Genomic DNA, 24749 nt, shown 5'->3' with positions numbered 1-24749 from the left:
CCTTTCGTATCACAAAAACAGATACCACAGCGGGCCAAAAACCTGTGACTTACCCATGGTCGGGGAGGATGGTCAGCAGCAACCATGCGGGAAGGTCTGCAAAAATATGAGAGCCCTGAGAGATCATAAACGCAGAAGCCACAGCGGGCCCCAAACCTGTGACGTACCCGTGGTTGGGATGGATGGTCAACAGCAGCCATGCGGGAAGGCTTGCAGAAATGCCTGCGCCTTGACTGATCACAAAAGCAAATTCCACAGCGGAGAGCGAACCTGTGACGTGGAAGTGGATGGGGAGGATGGACAACAGCGGCCATGCGGGACGGTATGCAGGAATGCTAATACCCTCAAACATCATAAAAAAAGAGTTCACCGTGAGCAAAAAACCTGTGAAGTGATGGTGTTTGGAGAGGATTGTCAGCAACAGCCATGTGGGATGGTTTGCAAGAATGTTGAAGCCCTGTTGGCACACAAATGTAAATACCACACTGATCAAAAAACCTGTGATCTGATGGAGTTCGGTGAAGATGGCCAGCTGCGACGATGCGGAAAGGTCTGTAAGAATCTCAAAGCCCTGTGGGATCACAAAAGTGGATACCACAGCGGGCACAAAACCTGTAACGTGATGGTAGTCGGGAAGGGCGGACAAAAGCGGCCATGTGGAGCCGCCTGCAGAAATGCTCGCAACCTGACGTATCACAAAAGAAAAATCCACAGTGGGCAGAAAATCTGCGACACAACAGTGGTCGGGGATGATGGCCAGCGGCTACCATGCGGCTTTGTCTGCAAGAATTCTCTATACCTGTTGGATCACAAAGCCAGATACCACAGTGGACAACAAATTTGTCACGTGCCCGTAGTCGGGCAGGATGGTCAGACGCGGCCATGCGAGATGACCTGCGATAGTGTTGTGGCCTTGTCGGTTCACAAAAGAAGATATCATTCCGGTCCACAAACCTGTCAGGAGACAGTGGTCGGGAAGGATGGCCAGCTGCAGCCATGCGGCAAGGGCTGTAAGAACGCTCAGGCCCTAACGGACCACAAAAGAAGACATCGAAAACGTAAGCCTGTCGATTTGGAACAGGGCGATCACTTCAGTCCTTGATCTGACGCCGACTACTTCACGTGCTTTTCTTGATCTATCCTTCCTCACTGTCAAACAGAAAACAAGGATAGAATTAATAAACACATACTCTTTGAGACACTGCTGTTGCTACTGTCGTTGTTTCTCGTCAGCCAGGCCAAAGCGCTGTCAAGACATTTTATTATCGAGCTTCAAAAGGATGAAGGTTCTCCAAAACAGGTCTTTTTTGTAAAAGGTGACTGGCATTCATTGACGGGCAACCCGTCAGAGATTAACGACAACAACTGCTACATAGGATCAACTTCGCCATCGGATAAAAAGCGATACAGACCATACAGTTACGGGATGAAAACGTCCCTGATTGAGTCGCTTTTGTGGCAATGGCTCTACGCCCTCCACCTGCTGGTTGGTTACGAACTGGCTCTGAACAGCAAAGACTCTCTTCTAAGCTCGCCCTCTCATTCATGGGTACCTTTAGAAGTGGCTGTTGTTGTCGGTTGGTTTTTAAAAAACTATTGGAGCCCCGATTCATCACTGTTTAATCCGATTGAACAGCAAGAGACTAAATTTATATTGAGACTGCGGGGTAATACGTTTCCGATTACCACTATGATGCCTGGCTCTGGAGATAACCCATCACAATGCCCGCCATCAGAATCATCCAGCCAGCAAGCCACTGAAACCACCCGCCCACCTATAGGCTATTTTCCTGGCCTTCTTCATTTTGACTGTGGCGGCGGCAACGGAGGCCCTCAAAAACTTCTGCATACTTTGGGTTTAAATTGTTTCGTTTTTCCCTGTTATGGCGTTTGTCAATTCCTGCCATCAGGAGCAACACCCCCACAAAATTCCTGCCCTCACACGAAAACTGATCACTGCCTTAGTTGCATAGACGATTTTGATCCTAAAAACGCCACACAATCAATGACTGTAGGGCTCGCCTGTAGCACTGACTCCGACAGTCCGCTCTATGATGATGTGCAAATGCCCGGGAATTTTCCTTTTAGCCCTGATCATCTGGTCGATGGGATGCTCAGTCTGCGTGGTCATAGTCTGCCAGAAGAAAACGGGATTTTCCGTACGATTGCCGATTTCACAGGCTCAATGGGATCCTTATCTTCGAGTTGCCTCCCTTCGGGAGGGGCTACGCAATGCCAACAAACTCTATCAGATCGCAAAAAAAATACGACAGAGAACAAGTAAATTGTGACGTGACCGTGTTCGGGAGTACGGCCAGCAGCAGCCCTGCGGAAGAGTCTACATGAATGCTAATCGCCTGACAGCTCACAAAAACAGATACCACAGCGGGCAACGAACCTGTGACATAACCGTAGTCGGGAGGGATGGCCGGCTGAGGCCCTGCGGGAAGGCTTTCAAGAATGTTCACCGCCTGTCATATCACAAAAGCAGCTACCACTGCGGACAACAAAACTGTGACGTAACTGAAGTCGGGGAGGATGGCCAGTCGCGGTTATGCGGTAAGGCCTACAGGAGTGCCCGAGCCCTGAGTGATCACAAAAGAAGAAGCCATAGTGGGCCAAAAAGCTGTAAAATAACAGTGTTCACTGAGGATGGCCAGCTGCGGCCATGCGGAAAGGTCTGCAAAAATAATATAACCCTGTCAGTTCACAAAATCAGAGACCACACCGGGCAGCAAACCTGTGACATGACCGTAGTTGGTTTGGATGGCCAGCCACAGCCATGCGGGAGAGTCTGTAAGAATACTCAAGTCCTTTTGAATCACAAAAGAATGCATCGAAAACCCAAGCCCGTTGATTCTAACCGGAACGACTTCCTCAGTCCTTGATCAGACACCTGCCCTTTAACGAGGTTTTCTTGATCTATCCTTCTTCTCTGTCAACCAGAATGCAGGGATAGAATTATTAAACACTCACTCTTTGCGGCACTGCTGTTACTACAGTTGTTTCCTGGCACCTGTCAGGCCGAAGCATTGATAAGACATTTTATTTTCGAGCTTCAACAGGGTGCAGCTTATCCAGAACAGAATGTTTCTATAAAATCAGGCCGACCTACATTAGCGGGCAAGTCGTCAGACAATACTGGCACTACAGACTACGCAGGATCAACTTCGCGGAATGATGACAAACGCCAAAGGCCCCGAGGTTACGGAGTAAAAACGACAATCATTGAGTCGATTTCATGGCAATGGCTTTATGCCATTCATCTTCTGGTTGCTTACGAACTGATCCTGACCAACAAAGATGCCCCTGTATGCCTCACCCCTTGTTTATGGTTACCTTCAGAAGCAGTTTTTGCTGTCGCCTGGCTTTTAAAAAGCCATTGGAACCCGGATTCACCGCTGTTCAACCTGATTGAACAACTGAAGCCAACTTCTACGCTACGGGGGGGGCGTCCACTTGCGATCACCATTATGATAACTGGCTCCGGAGATAACCCACCGCAATATCCGCCATCAGAATCATCCGGCCAGCAAACCCTGACAGCCACCAGCCACCCTGTAGGCTCTTCTGCTCACCTTCCGTGTTTTGACTCTGGCCATGGTAAAGGAAGTCCTCAGCAACACTCACACACTTTAGGTTTAAATTGTTTCGTTCACCCCTGCCATGGCGTTTGTCAATTCCGGCCATCAGGAGCAACACCCTTACATAATTTGTATCCTCTCTCGGTGAAAGAACACAGCCTCAGTTGCATAGACTATTTTGATTCTGGAATCACTACGCACTCAATGAGCGCAGCGCTGACCTATATCGACGACCCTCACGAGCCGCTCAATGATGATGTACCAATGCCCGGGAATTTGTCTGTCAATGCTGATGACCAGATTATAATCGTTGGGTTACTCAGTCTGGGCGGCTACAGTCTTGCAAAAGGTAACGGGATTTCATCTTCGGGTTGTTTTTCGTCAGTAGCGGTTACCCATTTGCAACAAGCCCTGTCAGATCACAAAAAAAAATACGGCATTGAACAAAAAATTTGTATTGTTACCGTGATCGGGAAGGATGGCCAGCCGAGGCCATGTGGCACAGTCTGCAAGAGCGCTCAATCTCTGTCGTCTCACAAAAGTAGAATTCATACCGGGCAAAGAAACTGTGACGCGACCGTGATTGGGGAGAGTGGTCAGCAGCGCCCATGCGGAAAGGTCTGCAGTAATGCTCAAGCCCTGTTAGATCATAAAAGGAGACATCATAGTGGGAAAAAAACCTGTTATACAATCACTGTCGGGGAGGATGGTCAGCAGCGAACATGTGGCAAGGTCTACAAAAGTATTAAAGCTCTGACAGATCACAGAAGCCGATTCCACAGCGGGCGTCAAACCTGTGGCGTGACTGTGGTCGGGGAAAATGGTCAGCAGCGGCCGTGCGGGACTGTCTGCAAGAATGCACAATGCCTGTTATCTCATAAAAAAAGATATCACACCGGGCAACAAACCTGTGATGTGGCAGTGGTCGGGGAGGATAGCCAACAGAGAGCATGCGGGGAGATCTGCAAGAGTTCCAAAAGCCTGATGGATCACAAAAGAAGATACCACACCGGGCAAAAAACCTGTGAAGTGGAAGTGGTTGGGGAGGATGGCCAGCAATGGCCATGTGGGAAAATCTGTAGGAGTGCTCAAGCACTATCGGATCACAAAAGCAAAGTCCATAGTGGGCAGCAAACTTGTGTCGCGACTGTAGTTGATGAGAATGGTCAGCCGCGGCCATGCGGGAAAGTATGCAAGAATGCCCAACGCCTGTCTTATCACAAAAGCAAAGATCATAGCAGGCAAAAAAACTGTAATGTGACCATAGTCGGGGAGGATGGCCGACAGTACCGATGCGGAAAAGTCTGCAATAATGCCAGAGCCCTGCTGGACCACAAAAGAATGCATCGAAAACGTAAGCCTGCTGATGTGGATCAGAAAGGATGAGTTTATTCCCGTTGTCGCCTTTGGTTTTTAACAGAGAGTTTTTAACAGAAGATTTTTGGCGTAAAAACACAGTTATTTTCTTGATCTATCCTTCCTATCTGTAAACCAGGATACAAGGATAGAATTATTAAACACTCACTCTTCGCAGTACTGCAGTTGCTACTGTTGTTGTCTGTCGCCTGTCAGGCCGGAGCGTTGACAAGAAGTTTTATTGTTGGGCCTGGACAGGATGCAGTCTTTCCAAACCAGAGTTTTTCTATAAAGCGTGGTCGGCATACATTGTCGCAAAGCCCGTCAGTCACTGCTGACAAAAACGGCTGTGTAAGACTTGACTTATCATCTGATAGCAAGCGACACAAACCTGTTATTTACGGAATAAGAACCATCACTATTGAATCGATTTCGAGGCAACCGCTTTACGCCACTCATCTGTGGATGGATCACGAAATGATTCTGACCACCAAAAACGCTCATCTGGGCGCCAAACCAGATTCGTGGTTACCTTTTGAAGTGGTTATCACTGTCAGTTGGCTTTTAAAAAGCTATTGGAACCCCGATTCAGTGCTGTTTAAGCCGATTGAGCAACAGAAGGCAATATCTTTGCTGAAGGGAGAGTATGCGTTTGCGACTTCCATTATGACTTATGGCTCTGGTGACAACCCATCTCAATACTCGCCATTAGAATTACCCAGCCAGCAAGTCTTGGCAGCTACCAGCCACCCTAAAGGCTCTCTCGCTCACCTCCTGTATTCTGAGTATGGCGGTGGTAACAGAGACCCTCATCAATACTTGCACAGTTTAGGTTTAAATTGTTTCGTCCATCCGTGTTATGGCGTTTGTCAATTCCGGTTATCAGGATCCCTAAAAAGCTCATACCCAGACACGACGAATGAACACGGCTTTAGTTGTATAAACTATTTTGATCCTGCAAACGCTACACAATCAACGAGTACCGGGCTCATCTGTACCTCTGCCTCTGACCGGGCACCCAATGATAATGTGCAAATACCCGTGGATTTGTCTGTCACGGCTGATGACCAGATTATAATCGATGGGTTACTCAGTTTAGCTGGTCATAGTTTTCCAGAAGGAAACGGGATTTCCATCACGCTTACCCATTCCACACGCCCAATGAGGAACTCAGCTTTGAATTGTCTCCCTTCCGAAGGTGCTACCCATTGTCAAAAAGCCCTGTCAAATGACAAAAAAAAATACGACACTAAGCATGAAGTCTGTGTCGTGACCGTGATCGGCAAGGATGGCAGACAGCGGCCATGCGGGAAGGTTTTCAAGGGTGCCAGTTACCTGTCTTCGCACAAAAGGAGAAACCACACCGGGCAAAAAACCTGTGACGTGACCGTGTTCGAAGAGGCTGGCCAGCGGCGGCCATGCGGAAAGGTTTTCGGTAATGCTAACGCCCTGTCGGATCACAAAAGCAGGGCTCACGGTCGGCAAAAAATCTGTGGGGTAACAGTGGTCGGGGAGAATGGCCAGCCGCGGCAGTGCGGGAGAGTTTGCAAGAATATTTATGCCCTGTCAAATCACAAAAGGAGAGAGCACACGGGGCAAAAAACCTGTGACGTGACCGTGGTTGGGGTGGATGGGCAGCTGCAGCCATGCGGGCTGGTCTGTAAGAATGCTAAATCCCTGGCAGACCACAAGAGAAGACATCGAAAACGCAAAACTGTTGGTGCGAATCAGTACGATGTCCCCAAACCTTGATTTGACACCCGCCCTTTCATTTCTTTGATCTATCCTTCCTGTCTGTATACCAGAAAGCAAGAATAGAATTATTAAACACTCACTCTTTGTGGCACTGCCGCTGTTGTTGATATTGTCGTCTTTTGCCTGTCAGGCTGAAGCGTTGACAAGGCTTTTTATTGTCGAGTTCGGACAGAAGGCAGGTTTTTTAAACCAGAGCTGTTTTATAAAGCGTGACCAGCATCTATGTTCAGACATTGCCGACACAAGGGACTATGCGGTATTGGATTCGCCACCTGACGAAAAACCACTCTGGCCCGGAGGTTATAGGGTAAAAACGGCCCTTATTGAATCGATATCATGGCAATGGCTTTACGTCACTGATCTTCTGGTTGCTTACGAATTGATCCCGACGACCAAAAATGCCCCTATATGTGTCAACCCATACTCATGGCTGTCTTTAGAGGTGGTTGTCGCTGTTGTCTTGCTTTCAACAAGCTATTGGAACCTCTGTACACCGCTGTTTAGCGCCATTGAACAACAAACCAAGAGTCAGGATAACTCGTTTGCGATCACCACTATGATGGTTGGCTCTGAACAAACCCCACAGCAGGGGCAGCCATCAAAAGCATGCAGCCAACATGCCTTAAAAGCCAACATCCACCCTGCAGGCTCTCGCAGCAGCCACCTGAATACTGAATGTGGCGACGGTAACAGATGCCCAAAAAAACAGCTGCATACTTTGGGTTTAAATTGTTTTGTTGATCATTGTTGTGGCGTTTGTCAATGGCGACAATCATCCGATAGCAGTGGGGTTGATGGTTGGTCGCTGAATTTAAAAGAAAGTTTCACAAACCAAACAGAAGCAACCTCCGGACAAAGCCCATGCCCCCATTTGGCTTTTGGATACTGCCTGCTTTGCATGGGGGATCTTGATCCGGAAAACGCTAAACACTCTCGACATAAACCGCTTTTCGAAAGATGGGTTGATTTCTCTCGTATACCACTTCGATGCGACTTTGACCAACCACCACAGAGTCTTTGCGAAAAATTCGGAAGTCCCATGACACTTAACCTTAGAGAGACAGAACAAACAGTCACTGACTTATCTCAATTGTGTCAGACCCAGCCTCAACTTTCACAGTCAGGTACACCACAATTCACAGACTACCGAGGACAAAAAACCTGTCACGTAAAAGTAATCGGGGAAAATGGCCAGAAGCGTTCATGCGGCGCGATGTTCAGACATACTAAAGCCCTGTCGGATCACAAAAGTCTATGCCACAGCTGGCGACAAATCTGTGACGTGACTGTGGTCGGGGAGGATGGTCAGCCACGCTTATGCGGGATGATCTACAGAAGTACTTGCGCCCTCAATGATCACAAAAGCAAATTCCACAGGGGGCAACAGACCTGTGGCGCGATCGTGGTCGGGGAAGATGGCCGACAGCAGCAATGCGGGAGGGTCTGCAAGAACAGTAATTCCCTGTCGTACCACAAAAGAAGAGATCACAGCGGGCAAAAAACCTGCAACGTAACAGTAGTCAGGGAAGACGGCCAGCATTGGCCATGCAGAAAAGTCTGCAAAAATGCTGCATCTCTGTCAGCTCACAAAAGCAAATGTCACAGTGGGCAGAGAAGCTGTGATGTAACCATGATCGGGGCCAATGGCCAACAGCGCCGATGTGGGACAGTCTTCAAGAATGTTCATGCTCTATCGAATCACAAAATCAGAGTACACACAGATAAACAAGCCTGTGATGTGACCGTGATTGGGGAAGATGGTCTGCAACGGCCATGCGGGAGGATTTGTAAGAATGCTAAATCTATGTCGGAGCACAAGAGAAAACACCGAAAACGCAAGCCTGCTGATCTGGACCAGGAGGATGATCTCAGTCCCTGATCAGACGCCCGCCCTTTCACGGGGTGGTCCATCCTTCCTCTCTGTAAATTAAAATGCAAGGATAGAATTATTAAACGCTCACTCTTTGCGGCACTGTTGCTGATATTGTTGTTGTCTATCTTCAGCCAGGCAAAAGCGTTGACAAGGCGTTTTGTGGTTGAATTTGGACAGAAGAGCGATTTTCCAAACCAGAGCTTTTCTATAAAGCGTGCCCCGCACACCTTTTCAGACATTGTTGACACAAACGGCTATGCAGGATCAGATTCTCTTGCTGATAAAAAACGACACAGTGTTTGCAATTATGGAGTAAAAACGACCATCATCGAGTCGAGTTCGTGGCAATGGCTCTATGCTACTCATCTGTTGGTTGGTTACGAATTTATCCCGACTACGAAAGATACTCCTTTTGGCTCTCTCTTATATTCATGGCTACCTGTAGAAGTGGTTGCCGTTGTTGCCCGGCTTTTAAAAAGCTATTGGAAGCCCAATTCACCGCTGTTTTTTTCGATTGAACCACAAAAGGTAACCTCTATGCTGACAAAGAGGGGTTACCCGTTTGCGATCACCACTATGATGCATGGTTCTGGAGGTAGCTCATTACAATATCCAACATCACAATCATCCGGCCACCAAGCTTCGGCAGCCACCACCCACTCCTCAAGCTCTTTCACCAGCCTCCTTTATTCTGATTCCGGCAGTGGTAACGGAGACACTGAACAATACTCACACACTTTAGGTTTAAATTGTTTCATCCATCCCTGTTATGGCGTCTGTCAATTGCGACCATCAGGAGCAACATCCAGACAAAGCTCACGTTCTCATTCGGTGAATGAACACTGCCTTAGCTCCATAAACCATTTTGATTTTGGAAATGCTACACACTCAATGAGTGCGGAGCCCGCCTGTGCCAATGCCCTTGAAGGGAGATTTAATGATGATGTACAAGTGCCCGGGAAGTTGTCTGCCAACGCTGATGACTGGGTTATAATCGATGGGTTACTCAGTCTGAGCAATCATTGTCTTCCGGAAGAAAACGGGATTTCCTGTACGGCTCCCAATCTCACAGACCCAACGGAGACTCCATTTTCGGGTTGCCTTCCTTCCGGAGGGGCCGCCCATCACCAACAAGCTCTGACGAATCAAAGAGACTACATCGCACAAAAAACCTGTGACATGACTGTGGTTGGGAAGGATGGTCAGCAGCAATCATGTGGGAAAGTCTGCAGAAGTATTAAAGCCCTGTCAGATCACAAAGGCAAAATCCACAGCGGGCAGCAAACCTGTGGCGTGACCATAGTCAGGGAGGATAGTCAACAGCAGCCATGCGGGACTGTCTGCAAGAATGTTCAAGCCTTGTTGAATCACAAGAGAATCGCACACAGCGGGCAACAAACCTGTGAAGTAAAAGTAGTCGCAGAGAATGGCCAGCTGCTGCCATGCGGGAAGGTCTGCAAGAATACTATTGCTCTGGTAAGTCACAGAAGAAGAACCCATAGCGGACAACGAGTTTGTGGTGTCACCCTGGTCGGAGAGGGTGGCCGGAAGCGGCCATGTGGGTGGGTCTGTCAGAGTGCTCAGGCTTTGTCACAGCACAAAAGCGGATACCACTCCGGGCAGAAAACCTGTAACGCGATGGTGGTTGGAGAAAATGGCCAGCAGCGGCCATGCGGAACCTTCTTCAGGAACGCCCGCGCCCTGTTGAATCACAAGAGAAGATGCCACACCGGGAAAAAAGTCTGTGACGTGACCGTAGTCGGGGAGGATGGCCAGCCGTGGCCGTGCGGGAAACTTTCCAAGAATGCCTTAGCTCTGTCGGTTCACAAAAGCAAAGCCCATTCCGGGCAAAAAACTTGTGAAGTGACCATGGTCGGGGAGGATGGCCAGCTGCGACCCTGCGGGAAGTTATGCAAAAATGCCGGAAGCCTGACAGATCATAAAAGAAGACACCATAGCGAGCCACAAACCTGTGAAATGACTGTGGTCGCTGAGGATGGTCAGTCGCGACCGTGCGGGAAGGCCTGCATAAGTGCTCGCGCTCTCTCGAGTCACAAAAGAGTAGAGCACACCGTGCAACAAGCCTGTGATGAGATCGTGATTGGGGAAGATGGTCAGCAACGGCCATGCGGCAGGATTTGCAAGAATGCTGAATCTGTGTCGGAGCACAAGAGAAAACACCGGAAACGCAAGCCTGCTGATTTGAACCAGAGCGATGACCCCGGTCCCTGATTTGACAACTGCCTTTTCATTTTCTTGATCTATCCTTTCTTTCTAGACCGGAAGGCAGGGATAGAATTATTAAATATTCACTCTTTGCGTTATCGCTTGGGCTACTGTCGTTCTCTATTGTCTGCCAGACCGAAGCGTTGACAAAACGTTTTGTTGTTGAACTTGGGCAGAAAACAGGTTTTTCAAACCAGAGCATTTCTATGATGCATGACCTGCATAATTTTTCAGACATTGCCGACAAAAACGGCTACGCAGGATCAGATTCAAAACCCGATAAAAAACGACAAAGGATTAACAGTCACAGAGCAAAATCGAACATCATTGAATCGATTTCGTGGCAGTGGCTTTATGCCACTCACCTACCGGTTGCCTATGAACTGATCCTTACCACCAAAGATGCTCCTATGAGCATCACCCTTTATTCATGGCTACCTGTAGAAGTGGTTATCGTTGTCGCCTGGATTTTAAAAAGCTATTGGAGTTCCGATTCACCGCTGTTTAACCCGATTGAAGAACAAGAGGCAACCTCTGTGTTGACAGAGGGGAGGCACTCCTTTGCGGCCATCACTATGATGATTGGCGCGGGACACAACCAACAACCAAACCTGTCATCAGAGTCATCCAGCCAGCCAGCCCCGGAGACAACTACCCACCGCTCAGGCTTTTCCATGAGCTACTTAAATACTGACTATGGTGATGGCAACAGAGGCCCTCAAAAACACCTGCATACTCTGGGTCTGAATTGTTTTGTCTATCCCTGTCGTGGCGTTTGTATACTCCGAACATCACCCGTTAGCACGGAGGCTATTGAATTGTCGCTGAATTCGGGGGAAAGTTCGACAAGCCAAACAGAAGCTGAATCCGGACAAAGCTCATGTCCCCACTCAGCTGTTGGACGCTGCCTTCGTTGCATAGGCCATTTTGATCCTGAGAACGCTGCAGATTCCCAAAAAGAACTGCTTTTCGAGTCATGGACTGATCTCCCCCCCCTTCAAGAACTTTGGGATTCTGATCAACTATTACTGAATCTTTCCGAAGCAATCGGAATCGCCGTAATGCTTAACCATACAGAAACACAACAAACAGACAATGAATCATCCCAACTGAGTCAGAGCCAGCCTCATCTTTCACAGTCAGGCGCAATGCAAGCAACAGACAACATCGAACAATGCGTCTGGGAGACGGGAGAAGACTGGGAGGATGGCCAGTGGCGGCTTTGCAGGGGGGGAGGCAAGAGTACTCAAGGTCTGTCAGATGACAAACAAAGAGACCACAGCAGACCAAAAACCTGTGACGTGATCATAGTCGGGAAAGATGGCCAGCAGCGGCCATGTGGCATGGTCTATAAGCACGCTCAATCGCTGTCGTCACACAAAAACAGATACCACACTGAGCAAAAAAACTGTGATGTGACTGTAATCGGAAAGGATGGCCTGCCGCGACCATGCGGCAGGACCTATAAGAATCTTCAATCGCTGTCGTCACACAAAAACAGATACCACAGTGGGCAAAAAAACTGTGATGTAACCGTGATCGGAAAGGATGGCCAGCCGCGACCGTGCGGGGTGCTCTGCCGGAATAGTAACGCCCTGTGGGGGCACAAAACAAGAGCCCACACCAGGCAACAAACCTGTGTCGTGACCATGATCGGGGAGGATGGCCAGCAGCGGCCGTGTGGGGCGGTCTGCAGGAATTTTGTAGCCTTGTGGAATCACAAGAGAAACGTCCACAGCGGGAAAAAAAACTGTGACGTAGCTGTGGTCGGGGAGGATGGACAACAGCGGCCATGCGGGAAGGTCTGCAAGAATGTTAATTCCTTGTTGCACCATAAACTAAAAGACCACACCGGGGAAAAAAAATGTCAGGTCACAGTGGTCGGGGAAGGTGGCCGACAGCGGCCATGCGGGAAGGTTTGTAGCAATGCTGCAGTTCTGTCGGCTCACAGAGCCCAATGTCACAACGGGCAAAAAACCTGTGACGTAACAGTGGTGGGGGAGGATGGCCAGCAGCGGTCATGCGGAAAGGTTTGCAAGAATATTCATGTCCTGTGGAATCACAAAAGCAGAAAGCACACCGGGCAGCAGGTCTGTGATGCGACCGTGATCGGGGAGGATGGTCAAAAACGGCCCTGCGGGATGATTTATAAGAATGCTAAATCCCTGTGGGATCACAAGAAAATACATCGAAAACGCAAGCCTGCTGATTTGGACCAGATCGATGACATCAGTCCCTGATCTGACATCCGCCCTTTCTCGAGGTTTTCTTGATCTATCCTTCCTCTCTGTGAACCAGAAAGCAAGGATGGAATTATTAAACACTCACTCATTGCGGCACTGCTGGTATTTTTGTTGTCTGCTGTTTGCCAGGCCGAAACGTTGACAGAACCTTTTATTGTTGAGTTTGGAGAGAAAACAGGTTTTCCAAACCAGAGCTTTTCTATGAAGCGTCACCTGAATACATTTTCAGACATGGCCGACGCAAACGGCTATGCAGGACCGGGCTCGCTGTTTGATAACAAACGATCCGGGATTGGCCGTTATGGAGCAAAAATATCTATCATTGAATCGACTTCATGGCAGTGGCCATATGCCACTTGCCTGCTGGCCGCTTTTGAATTGATCCTGATCGCCAAGAATGTTCCTATAAGCGCCATCCCTTATTCGAGCCCGGATTCAACACTGTTTAACCCTATTGAACAGCAGGAAGTAACATCTATGCTGACACAGGGGGATCGCTCACTTGCGGCCATCATCAGGATGTTTGGCTCTGAACATAGGCAACAACAAGGCCAGCCTTCAGAATCATCCGTTCAGGAAAAAACAGAAGCTTCCTCTCATCAAACAGGCTCTCTCACCAGTCCACTGAATGTTGACTATAGCGACGGTAACGGAGGCCCTCAAAAAAAATCGCATACTTTAGGCTTAAATTGTTTCGCCTATCCTTGCAGTGGCATTTGTCAATTCCGGCCACCATCCGATAGCGGAGAACGATCTGAAAGGCCGGTGAATTCTGAAGAAAATTCGACCATCCAGACAGAAGCAACATCCGGACAAAGCTCATGCTCTCATTTGGCTTATGGGTGCTGCCTTCGTTGCATGGTGTATTGTGATCCTCCAAGCACCACAAATTTACTGCAAAACCCGCCTTTCGAAACATGGTTTGATCTCTCTTCCATGCAATCCCCATACGTCACTGATCAAATATTTCAGAGTCTTTTCGAAGAAATCGGAATTTCCATATTGCTTGACCATTCAGAAACACAACAAACCACCGCTGAATCATCCCAATCGAGTCAGAGCCAGGCTCACCTTTCACAGTCCGGCGCAATACAGGCCAAAGATAACTGCCAACAAATCTGTGACGAGACACTAGTCGGGGAGGATGGCCGGGAGTGGGAGTGCGGGGCGGTGTGCAAGAATGCCCGAGGTATGTCGTGTCATAAAAGAAGATTCCACAGCGGGCCACAAACCTGTGACGTACTCGTGATCGATGAGGGTGGCCAGACGAGGCCATGCGGGAGGGGCTGTGAGAATGCTAATGCCCTGTCGTATCACAAAAAAAGAGACCACAACGAGCAACAAATCTGTGACGTGGATGTGGTCAGAGAGGACGGTAAAAAGCAGAGATGCGGGATGGTCTGCAAAAATGCTCTATCTCTGTCATCTCACAAAAAAGTAGTCCACAGCGGGCAACAAACCTGTGACGAGACTCTGGTCGGGGACGATGGCCAGCCACGGCCATGCGGGCTTGTCTTCAAGAATAATCCATCTCTAAGGGTTCATAAAAGCAGATACCACACCGGGCAAAAAAACTGTGACATGACCGTAGTTGGAGAGGATGGCCAGCAGAGGCCCTGCGGGACAGTCTGCAAAAATGGTCGCGTCCTGGTGCAACACAAAAGCAAATTCCACGGTGAACAAAAAATATGTGACGTGTTAGGAGTCAGGGAAGATGGCCTGCAATGGGCATGTGGGGCGGCTTTCAAGAGCGCCCGCGCCCTGTCGGATCACAAAAGCGAATGCCACTCCGGGCAAGAAATCTGTGACGCCACCGTGATCGGGAAGGATGGCCAGCAACAACCATGTGGGACAGTCTGTAAGAATGTTATGGCGCTGTTGGAACATAAGACAAGACATCGAAAACGCAAGGTGGTTGATGTGAATCAGGAGTGATGACTTCTGCCCGGACTCAAAAGGTAAAGTGAATGAATTGCTGGATACAGCTGCTGAGCCGCAATATGTGTCCTGGAAATCCTATAAAAAAGTGCATATGGAGTATTGAAAAATCTGTTCTTTAGATCTGGGAATTCTGTTTGATTTTGTGCATGATTGTGCACTGGCCAAAAGCCATTGGAGGCTGCTAATTCGCCTTTAGTGGAAATGCCATCATCAATAGGTATGAAAAACACAGGCATTTTCCGATTAGATTGATCATACGGCATAGGATTACGTTTGCCGTGACTGGGGGAGACACCGCATGTTCGAGGCTAGTGCCGTATTTAAGCCTGAATTCATCCAGCAGAGTCCAGCCAAACTTTGGGAGGCTATTTCTCCACAATACAGCGTGGATGAGTCAGCCTTGCTGGCACAGCTGACCGGTTTGGCCAGGCCTGATCCGCAGCAGCTCGCTGCAGTGACCCGACGAGCCACCGACCTGGTCGAACAGGTTCGAGCCCGGGAAGATTCCACTCATATGATTGACTCCATGCTGTTGCAATACAGTCTGGATACCCGTGAAGGTATTCTGCTGATGTGCCTCGCAGAAGCCCTGATGAGAATTCCTGACTCGGAAACTGCGGATGCCCTGATTCGCGACAAGCTCAGTGTCGCTGAATGGGAAAAACATCTCAAACAAAGTGACTCACTATTGGTGAATGCTTCCACCTGGGGGCTGATGTTGACCGGTAAGGTGGTGACATTGGGCAAGTCTGAAGACGGCCGCCCGGCTAGCGTGATTGGTCGATTGGTTAAAAAAATGGGTGAGCCCGTGATTCGTCAGGCTGTGAATCAGGCGATGAAAATTATGGGTGAGCATTTTGTACTGGGTCGCACGATTTCAGAAGCGCTTAAGAATGGTCGAAAGCCAAGAGAGAAAGGCTACACCTATTCTTTTGATATGCTGGGTGAAGCGGCACTGACCGAAAAAGATGCACAGAAATATCTGGCTTCCTATATGGCGGCTGTCGAGTCCGTTGGCCTGGAACAGAGTATCGGTGATAAAGGCCTTCGTCCCACCGTTTCTATCAAACTGTCTGCCTTGCATCCCCGTTATGAAGTGGCCAATGAAGCCCGTGTTCTTAAAGAACTGTTTGGCAGTGTGCTGGGACTGATTCGAAGTGCCAGAAGTCTGAATGTGGGAATCACCATTGATGCCGAAGAGCAAGATCGCCTTGAGCTGTCACTGAAACTGTTCGAGAAGCTCTACCGTCATCCTGAATGCCGGGGGTGGGGTGGTTTTGGATTGGTTGTTCAGGCCTACGGTAAGAGAGCACTCCCCGTTCTTGCCTGGTTGGCTGCTCTGGCAAAAGAGCAGGGTGATGAAATTCCTGTGCGTTTGGTAAAAGGCGCCTACTGGGACAGTGAAATCAAACTGTGTCAGCAGTCAGGATATTCCGGCTACCCGGTTTATACTCGCAAAGAAGCAACAGACGTCGCTTATTTGGTGTGTGCACGTTTTCTGCTGAGTGAGCCTGTTAAAGGGACTATTTATCCCCAGTTTGCTACCCACAATGCTCATACTGTCGCCAGCATTCTGAGCATGGCTGAACACAAACAATATGAATTCCAGCGTCTGCACGGAATGGGCGATGCCCTCTATAACACAGTGCTGGATCAGGAAAAATCAGACGTTCGCATTTATGCACCCGTGGGTAGTCACAAAGATTTGCTGCCCTACCTCGTGCGCCGACTACTGGAAAATGGAGCTAACTCATCCTTTGTTCATCGTCTGGTGGATGCCAGGACGCCTGCGGTGGATCTGGTGCATCATCCTGTCAGTGTGCTTGAGAAACACAGCTCTCTGGCCAATGACCGAATTCCCTTACCTTCAGATATTTTTGGAGGGGACAGAGTCAATTCCATAGGTGTAAATATCGATATTGAGTCCCAATGGCAGCCTTTTTCGAAATCGGTTCAGAAGTTTATGAGCCAAACATGGCAGAAAGGCCCTGTGATTTCCGGTCAACAGGTTGAAACTGGAATAGCGGTAGATGTGCAGTGTCCTTATCAGCTCAGTGAGCTGGCTGGTCGTCTGTATTACGCCGGAGAAAAAGAAGTGGATCAGGCTATTTCAGTGGCTCACAAGGCGTTTGACAGCTGGAATCAGACGCCAGTAGAAACTCGTGCCCAGAGCCTTGAAAAGCTGGCAGGTCTGTTGGAAGCCAATCTTGAAGAGCTGGTGGCACTCTGTCACAAAGAAGCCGGCAAGACGATTCACGACAGTCTCGATGAAGTGCGAGAGGCGGTTGACTTCTGTCGTTATTATGCCAACCAGGCTCGTGAGAAATTCTCTGCACCTCAGGTTATGCCCGGGCCTACCGGCGAATCTAATGAGCTTTATCTGACCGGTCGTGGTGTATTCCTTTGCATCAGTCCCTGGAACTTCCCTCTGGCTATTTTCCTGGGGCAGGTTGTCGCGGCTCTGGCCTCTGGTAACACCGTTGTGGCTAAGCCCGCCGAGCAAACTACTCTCATTGCGGCACGTGCTGTTGAGATGATGCTGGAAGCCGGCGTGCCTGCCGATGTGATTCAATTGGTTCCGGGTGAAGGTAAGGATATTGGTCATCAGTTGACCACCGATCCCCGAATTGCTGGTGTCGCTTTCACCGGTTCAACCCAGACAGCGAGACTCATAAACCAGACTCTGGCTGCGCGTGAGGGCGCTATCATTCCACTGATCGCTGAGACCGGTGGTCAGAATGCCATGATCGTAGACTCCACTGCTCTGCCGGAGCAGGTCGTTAATGACGTTGTTCAGTCAGCTTTCGCCAGTGCCGGGCAGCGTTGTTCTGCTCTGCGGGTTCTCTACGTTCAGGATGATATTGCTGAACGTATTGAGGACTTGCTGGTCGGTGCGATGGCAGAACTGAAGGTGGGTAATCCAGCTCTGCACGAAACAGACCTTGGTCCTGTCATCAGCGAAGTTGCCCACACAGGACTGCAGGCTCATGTCGATCGCATGAAGCAGGAAGCACGGTTGATTGCTGAAGTGGATCTGGGCGCTGAGTGCAATCAAGGTTACTTTATTGCGCCGGTTGCCTTTGAAATTGAGAGCATCAGCCAACTGGAAAAGGAACAGTTTGGTCCGATTCTTCACGTGGTCCGCTATAAGGCTTCTGAACTGGATAAAGTGATTCAGGAAATTAACGGCACAGGTTACGGTTTGACTCTGGGGGTACACAGCCGCAACGAAGCGACTTCGTCTTACATTGAGCAGAGCCTCAAGGTAGGTAACGCTTACATAAACCGTAATCAGATTGGTGCAGTAGTTGGTGTTCAGCCATTTGGTGGGCAGGGACTCTCCGGCACAGGCCCAAAAGCCGGTGGACCTCACTATCTGTATCGCTTTGCTACTGAACGTACCCGCACTATCAATACAACGGCAGTCGGTGGTAACGCCACGCTGTTGTCTCTGGGGGCTGGTCACTGATCGTCTTTGCCTGCCCTTTATGGCTTTAGGGGCAGGGTTGTAGCCTTTACTCTTTTTCAGATGCTCTGAAAACAAAATCTTGCCTGTGTCTCTGTTGGGAGCGGATCAAATTTCTGTCTGACAGTACTCAGGACAAGTTATGCAGTATGGAGAAAAATAATGATTATAAATACCTTTGCGACAATTATGACGTTTGTCGTGTATCTGGGCATGATGCTGATGATAGGCCTCTGGGCCTGGAAGCGGACTTCAGACTCTGAAGATTACTTTCTGGGTGGACGCAGTTTGGGACCCTGGCCTGCTGCCCTGAGTGCAGGCGCTTCTGATATGAGTGGCTGGCTTCTGCTGGGTTTGCCGGGTTATGCCTTTGCATCAGGCGTTGAAGCCTTCTGGTTGGCCGGTGGCCTGCTGGTGGGTACCTGGTTGAACTGGTTACTGATGGCCCGTCGTCTGCGTGTCTACAGCGCAGCTTCCGGAAATGCCCTCACCCTGCCGGAATTCTTTACCAATCGCTTCCGTGATACTTCAAAGGTGCTGCAGGTAGTATCGGCGCTCTTTATCCTGCTGTTCTTCCTGTTCTACACAAGCTCCGGTCTGGTTGCCGGTGGCAAGTTGTTCGAAACAGTATTCGGCCTTGATTATAGCTGGGCGGTCATCATCGGAACGCTCTGTGTGATTTCTTATACCTTGTTCGGTGGCTTCCTGGCTGTTTCCTGGACAGATCTGGTTCAGGGCCTTTTGATGGCCGCGGCTATGGTGATCGTACCGGTTATTGCATTGCAAACCGGAAGCTCCGATGCGTCAGTGTTTGAGCAGCTGCGTGTTCATAACTCCGAACTGTTGAATCCATTTACCACGTCTGACGGCAATGCTCTCGGGTGGATGGCCATTATTTCTCTGGTCGCCTGGGGGTTGGGTTACTTTGGTCAGCCTCATATCCTGGCGCGTTTTGCCGGAATCCGTTCGGAACAGGATGTACCTACAGCCCGTCGTATAGCAGTGAGCTGGAGTGCTATCTCCATGCTAGGTGCCATTTTGGTGGGGCTGATCGGTTTGCTCTATATCAATGAAACAAATCAGTCTCTGGGTGATGGTGAAACGATCTTCATGGTATTGGTCAACGCACTGTTCCATCCGGTCGTCGCCGGCATTCTGCTCGCTGCTATTCTGGCTGCGATCATGAGTACCGCTGACTCTCAGCTATTGGTGTCTTCTTCTGCACTGGCAGAAGACTTTTACAAGGCAGTGATTCGCAAGAATGCTGAGCAGAAAGAGGTTTTGATGGTTGGTCGTTTGGCGGTAGTCCTCATCGCTCTGGTCGCCCTTGTTCTGGCTATGTCGCCTGACAGCTCCGTTCTGGGTCTGGTCTCATATGCCTGGGCTGGATTTGGTGCCGCATTCGGCCCCGCACTGATCATGAGTCTCTACTGGAAACGTATGAATCGCAACGGTGCTCTTGCGGGGATTATTGTTGGTGGTGTCACTGTTGTTTTGTGGAAACAAGTGTCCGGGGGTATCTTCGACCTCTACGAAATTGTGCCAGGCATTTTGTTTGCTCTCATTGCCATTGTTGTTGTCAGCCTGATGTCTTGCGAGCCTGAAGCGGAAATCGTGGATGAGTTTGATGGGGTAGAAAAAGCTCTGGCCTGAAGGCCATGAGTATTCCAGTGGCTGCGGTTTAAAGAGCAGTCACTGGATTACTGACGTACATCATTCTCAGCACTCACCCAGCCGTAAACTTTACCTGCCAGTAAGGCGCCAACAACAGGCGCTACCCAGAACAACCATAACTGGGCAGTTGCCCAATCACCGACAAATACTGCCACGCTGGTGCTTCGGGCCGGGTTAACCGAGGTGTTACTCACCGGAATGGTTATCAGGTGAATCAGGGTTAGACACAAGCCTATAGCGACTGGCGCAAAACCCGCGGGAGCGCGCTTATCGGTCGCTCCAAGAATGACCATAAGAAACATAAAGGTCATCACTACCTCAGCGATCAGCACCGCCACCATTGAGTAGCCGCCAGGGGAGTGGGCCCCATAGCCATTTGAAGCAAAACCATCCGATACATCAAAATCCGGTGCGCCTGAGGCAATGAAATACAATATTGCCGCACCGGCGATACCCCCAGCCACTTGTGCGATAATGTAGGGAACCAGTTCATTCAACGGGAATCTGCCACCGGACCATAAACCAAAGGATACGGCAGGGTTTAAATGGCTCCCGGAAACGTGGCCAATAGCGTACGCCATGGTCAGAACGGTTAAGCCAAATGCCAAAGAGACACCAGCAAAACCGATACCCAGTTCAGGAAAGCCAGCAGCCAGTACTGCACTGCCACAACCGCCTAATACCAACCAAAGCGTACCGAAAAACTCAGCCGCCAATTTGTTTGTTAAGCTCATCATATTTTCCTGATTAAAGCTAACAGCACACCAGTTGGAATCGCATCAACAGCGACTGTTAAGCCGACTTATAATACGAAGACAATGTATTGATTTTCGATACCTTCCCTCGCCTGATTCAATTTAGTCAGTAAAAGCCATTCTGTCCTGCAAATTATTAGGAAATGGTCGTTAGTTTGTTTTTTTGTTTAAACTTTTAGCGTGTTTTTTTGAATGTCTGTTCGAAAACTTTTCATTCGTTACAACTTTTTTGTTTTTTGCAAAGTTATGAATATGAATGCTTTTCATTTGGTTTTGTGAGTTCGATGTTCATTGTTTGGGTGCCGTTATTACTCAAGGGTTACCCGGTTAGCTTCTTCAAGACTGGTTATACCCTCCAGAACCTTTAACAATCCAGATTGGCGAAGGTTGTTAAACCCTTCTTTCTGGGCAATTTCGGCAATTTGAAGGGAGTTACCCTCTTCCATAATGATCTGCTGTAGAGCCGGTGTGATTTTTACGACTTCATAGATGCCTACACGGCCTTTGTAACCCTTGCTGCATTGATCACATCCCTTGGGCCCAAAAATTTTGGCACCCTCGATCTGCGCTTCTGTAAAGCCTTCTTCCAGCAACGTTTCTTTTGGGATCTCTTTTTGTTCCTTACAGTGACTGCATAAACGTCGAGCCAGACGCTGGGCAATGATCAGGCTGACAGAGGTAGCAATGTTGAAGGAAGGAACTCCCATATTTTGCAGGCGTGTCAGAGTTTCCGGAGCGCTGTTGGTGTGCAGTGTGGACATGACCATGTGACCGGTCTGGGCCGCTTTGATGGCAATGTTGGCCGTCTCAAGGTCTCTAATTTCCCCCACCATAATGATGTCGGGATCCTGACGAAGGAAGGCTCTCAGAGCCTGGGAGAAATCCATTCCCTGCTTTGGGTTAACGTTCACCTGGTTGATGCCCTCCAGATTGATTTCTACAGGGTCCTCGGCCGTGGAAATGTTTCTTTCCGGGGTATTGAGTATATTAAGACCTGTGTAGAGAGAGACGGTCTTACCCGAACCGGTGGGGCCAGTGACCAGAATCATACCCTGGGGTTGGTGTAGGGCTTCCATGTACATTTCTTTCTGGGTTTCTTCATAACCCAGGGCATCAATACCCATTTGGGCACTGGAAGGATCAAGAATCCGCAGTACAATTTTTTCACCCCAAAGGGTGGGCAGGGTGTTAACCCGGAAGTCGATGGATTTGCTTTTGGACAGACGCATTTTAATACGGCCATCCTGAGGTTTACGTCGTTCTGAAATATCCATAGCGGACATTATTTTCAGACGGGATGCAATTCTGGGCGCCAGGCCTGAAGGGGGTTTGGCGGTTTCATGGAGAACACCGTCGGTTCGAAAGCGCACCCGATAGGTTTTTTCATAAGGTTCAAAGTGAAGGTCCGACGCACCTGTTTTGATGGCGGTTAGCAGCATTTTATTTACGAATTTTACGACAGGAGCATCGTCATCTTCTCCTCCTGCTACTTCCTCATCGGTATCTTCGACGGCACCGACTTCCAGCTCTTCAAGGTTACCAAACTCATCGTCATCTAAATTCGACAGGGCATCAAAACCACTATCCAGCAGTTGATCAATAAACTTGTCCAGTTTATCTTCTTCAACCATTACCGAATCCACCATGAGGCCGCTGCTGAACCGGATTTCGTCAATGGCTGTATGGTCACTGGGATCAATAACCCCGACAAACAACCTGGTACCCCGTTTTATCAGAGGGATAAGTTTGTGCTTGCGGATCAGCTTTTCCTGAATCAGGTTTTTTGGGACGTTTTCAGGGTCAAAGGCGTTAAGGTCCATGACTGGCATGCCAAATTCTTCCGCGGTAGCCACGGATATGTCTTTGGCGCTGAGCAGTTTTTCCCGGATCAGGTAACTGGACAGGGGCTGCTTTGTTTTAGTTGCCTGTGAAAGTGCTGAGCGGAGTGTCTTTTCATCAATTAGCTGGTCGACAACCAGTCGAGCAGCCAGTCCTGTCAGAGGTTTATCGACCATGCCTTGTCTATCCGTTTTATTGTTCTTGAGTATGTTCTCTGATTTCTACTATATCAGCACTAAGACAAGAGCATAAACAGGATATTTAGTAAAGTGTTGAAGCGGGCGCGTCGTTCCCGGGAAAGGAAGTCCGGTAACGACAAAGCCATTACCAGAGATAATGGCGTTGTCGACACTCTATAGAGGTCAGGTGTCAGCCTCTATTCAATGACCGGCAGGGTAAAGTGCAGAAGACGAGTTTGGGTTTCGACTTCGCCGTTGTTGTAGCTCACCAGCATGAAGGTTTTGTCCCCCTGTGCAGTATCAGGACCCAGTGCAATGGCTTCAAAATTGGCCTCATGAATATCGAAGTCTGGTTTGTCAGGCATCTGTCTCAGAGAATCAGGGTGGTTGCTGGCAAAGAGCAGTGTCTTGGACATAAAGTCTTTGGGTGTTTTCATAAATACTTTGTTCAATGCTTCGTCAACAAAGGTTTCATTGCCTTTGAAATTCTTGCCGCTGCTCAGATCGACCAGATAAACCTTGGTGATAAAGCTGGGCTGAGCACCCTGATAAGGCATTTCTGTTTTCTCAAGGAACAGAGCCTTTTTATCATTGAGAACCGCAATATCGCTGACGGTTCGAACAGGATCACTCTTTAGCTGTTTTCTGACAGTGGGGGTGACAACCAGAAGAGAGAAGTTGTAGAGCTTCTCTGACAGAGTTGAAACTACACCCCTGGCGGGAAGCTCATCACTGTTTGAGTATTGTCCGTGCATCAGCTCGTCACCACTGTACAGTCGTTCGGTAGTGAAGGTCACCACCCTGACAGGTGGGACATGTCCCTTGATAGCCCACTTGGTGGCATCCTGAACCAGAGGACCAGCGGCCGCAGCAACGTAAACGTTGCTATCGGGAATATGGTCGAGACTTTTCACACCAAGTCCCTGCTGAATACCACTGAAACCTTTATGTAAAGGAATCCAGTTGTTGTTTTCAAAATGTTTGGGCAGTCTTAATGCGCTATCCACCTGACCTGCTCTGGGATACGCATTCGTAAGCAGAAATTTTGATGACAGACCCACATCACAAAAGTGAACACCTTTTGAGAGTTGCAAAGGGATTTCCCTGAAGGTATGCAGGAAAGCAGCGGGAATCAGGTCAAGGATCGGCACGGAAAAAAATTCATGGGCATCATACCAGGCCTTCAGGAAACCATTGTTCCTGGTCTCAATGCTGGTTTCGTCACGATTGGCGTGTCGGTAACCGTAGCCTGCATAAGCGGGGATATCGATAGCCCTGTAATCAATAACGCCGGTAATGCCCCTTCTTTCACTCTGACTGGAGGCAATCAGCAGTTTGCCGTCCTGAGTCGCTGTGATGCTACTGGGGGAAATATGGCCATCCTTCAGCCAGAGGGGGTGGGTTCTGGCATACTTGCCCTCAGTGATTTGATACTCAGTAACATCATTGGGTGAGAATATGGAGTCACGAGGGTTCTGGCGATCCGGCTTGAGCCTGCTTAAATTGACCTCGTAATAGTGGGGTTTAGAGAAGACGCTCCATCCGTTAGTACCAGTGAAACCTGCCCCGGCATCTCCAGAAAGCAGGAACAGTCTCCCTGCTGAATCATTTCTGGTGGAAACGAAATGCGCACCGGTAATATGAGTGACCTTTCTCTGGGTGTCTGAGGGCATTATGTGGTTGCCCAAGTAACGGACGCCTTTATGAGGGGCCTCTTTACCTGTGGGTTCTTCTGACCAGCCGGTAGCCGAAAGAATGAAGCAAAGCGCTGAGCCAAGCAGGGCACTTCTTCTTTTCATCATTGATTACAACACCTGAAGTGAAACAACCCCATAAAGATAGCCACAATTTTTCATTG

The 24749-nt window shown here is 49.1% G+C and carries 14 protein-coding genes; 11 read left to right on the top strand and 3 right to left on the bottom strand.

The genetic code is table 11. The annotated features are described in order from the left end of the window. The 11 genes from KDK19_RS21515 to putP all read left to right on the top strand — a co-directional run. On the top strand, positions 1-1102 hold a 1102-nt coding region (locus tag KDK19_RS21515; protein WP_257254203.1), incomplete at its 5' end, for a hypothetical protein. Between the two features lie 105 nt (positions 1103-1207). Further along, positions 1208-2284 (top strand): hypothetical protein, encoded by a 1077-nt coding sequence (locus KDK19_RS21510; protein ID WP_257292912.1) that lies wholly within the window; start codon positions 1208-1210, stop codon positions 2282-2284. Between the two features lie 58 nt (positions 2285-2342). Further along, a complete protein-coding gene (locus KDK19_RS21505; RefSeq protein WP_257288069.1) occupies positions 2343-2888 on the top strand; it encodes a hypothetical protein in 546 nt (181 codons plus the stop codon). 114 nt (positions 2889-3002) lie between these two features. Then, the gene (locus KDK19_RS21500; RefSeq protein WP_257292911.1) at positions 3003-4970 is read left to right on the top strand and encodes a hypothetical protein; all 1968 of its coding nucleotides are present in this window, start codon (positions 3003-3005) and stop codon (positions 4968-4970) included. A gap of 156 nt (positions 4971-5126) precedes the next feature. After that, positions 5127-6692 (top strand): hypothetical protein, encoded by a 1566-nt coding sequence (locus tag KDK19_RS21495; protein WP_257276106.1) that lies wholly within the window; start codon positions 5127-5129, stop codon positions 6690-6692. Positions 6693-6780: 88 nt separating this feature from the next. Continuing rightward, positions 6781-8574 (top strand): hypothetical protein, encoded by a 1794-nt coding sequence (locus KDK19_RS21490; RefSeq protein ID WP_257280687.1) that lies wholly within the window; start codon positions 6781-6783, stop codon positions 8572-8574. A 111-nt stretch (positions 8575-8685) separates the two neighbouring features. Continuing rightward, positions 8686-10800, top strand: a complete 2115-nt coding sequence (locus tag KDK19_RS21485) for a hypothetical protein (RefSeq protein WP_257292910.1) — start codon at positions 8686-8688, stop codon at positions 10798-10800. 200 nt (positions 10801-11000) lie between these two features. Then, complete coding sequence (locus tag KDK19_RS21480; protein WP_257292909.1) at positions 11001-13034, top strand: hypothetical protein; 2034 nt, start codon at positions 11001-11003, stop codon at positions 13032-13034. A 141-nt stretch (positions 13035-13175) separates the two neighbouring features. Next, entirely contained in the window at positions 13176-14972 is a 1797-nt protein-coding gene (locus tag KDK19_RS21475) for a hypothetical protein (RefSeq protein WP_257292908.1), read from the top strand. Between the two features lie 304 nt (positions 14973-15276). After that, positions 15277-18447, top strand: coding sequence for a bifunctional proline dehydrogenase/L-glutamate gamma-semialdehyde dehydrogenase PutA (gene putA, locus KDK19_RS21470; RefSeq protein WP_257276112.1), 3171 nt, complete (start codon positions 15277-15279; stop codon positions 18445-18447). A 159-nt stretch (positions 18448-18606) separates the two neighbouring features. Beyond that, entirely contained in the window at positions 18607-20097 is a 1491-nt protein-coding gene (putP, locus tag KDK19_RS21465; RefSeq protein ID WP_257276113.1) for a sodium/proline symporter PutP, read from the top strand. A 47-nt stretch (positions 20098-20144) separates the two neighbouring features. Here putP and aqpZ read toward each other — a convergent pair whose 3' ends face one another. The 3 genes from aqpZ to KDK19_RS21450 all read right to left on the bottom strand — a co-directional run bounded on the left by aqpZ (position 20145) and on the right by KDK19_RS21450 (position 24693). Beyond that, the gene (gene aqpZ, locus KDK19_RS21460; RefSeq protein ID WP_257276114.1) at positions 20145-20855 is read right to left on the bottom strand and encodes an aquaporin Z; all 711 of its coding nucleotides are present in this window, start codon (positions 20853-20855) and stop codon (positions 20145-20147) included. 326 nt (positions 20856-21181) lie between these two features. Continuing rightward, the gene (gene pilB / locus KDK19_RS21455) at positions 21182-22888 is read right to left on the bottom strand and encodes a type IV-A pilus assembly ATPase PilB (RefSeq protein WP_257276115.1); all 1707 of its coding nucleotides are present in this window, start codon (positions 22886-22888) and stop codon (positions 21182-21184) included. Between the two features lie 200 nt (positions 22889-23088). Then, positions 23089-24693, bottom strand: a complete 1605-nt coding sequence (locus KDK19_RS21450) for an esterase-like activity of phytase family protein (RefSeq protein WP_257276116.1) — start codon at positions 24691-24693, stop codon at positions 23089-23091. Positions 24694-24749 lie beyond the last annotated feature (56 nt).

Origin of the sequence: Endozoicomonas sp. ONNA1, assembly GCF_024606325.1 — a bacterium.
Classification (GTDB): Bacteria; Pseudomonadota; Gammaproteobacteria; order Pseudomonadales; family Endozoicomonadaceae; genus Endozoicomonas_A.
This window is presented reverse-complemented; position numbering and strand designations above follow the sequence as displayed.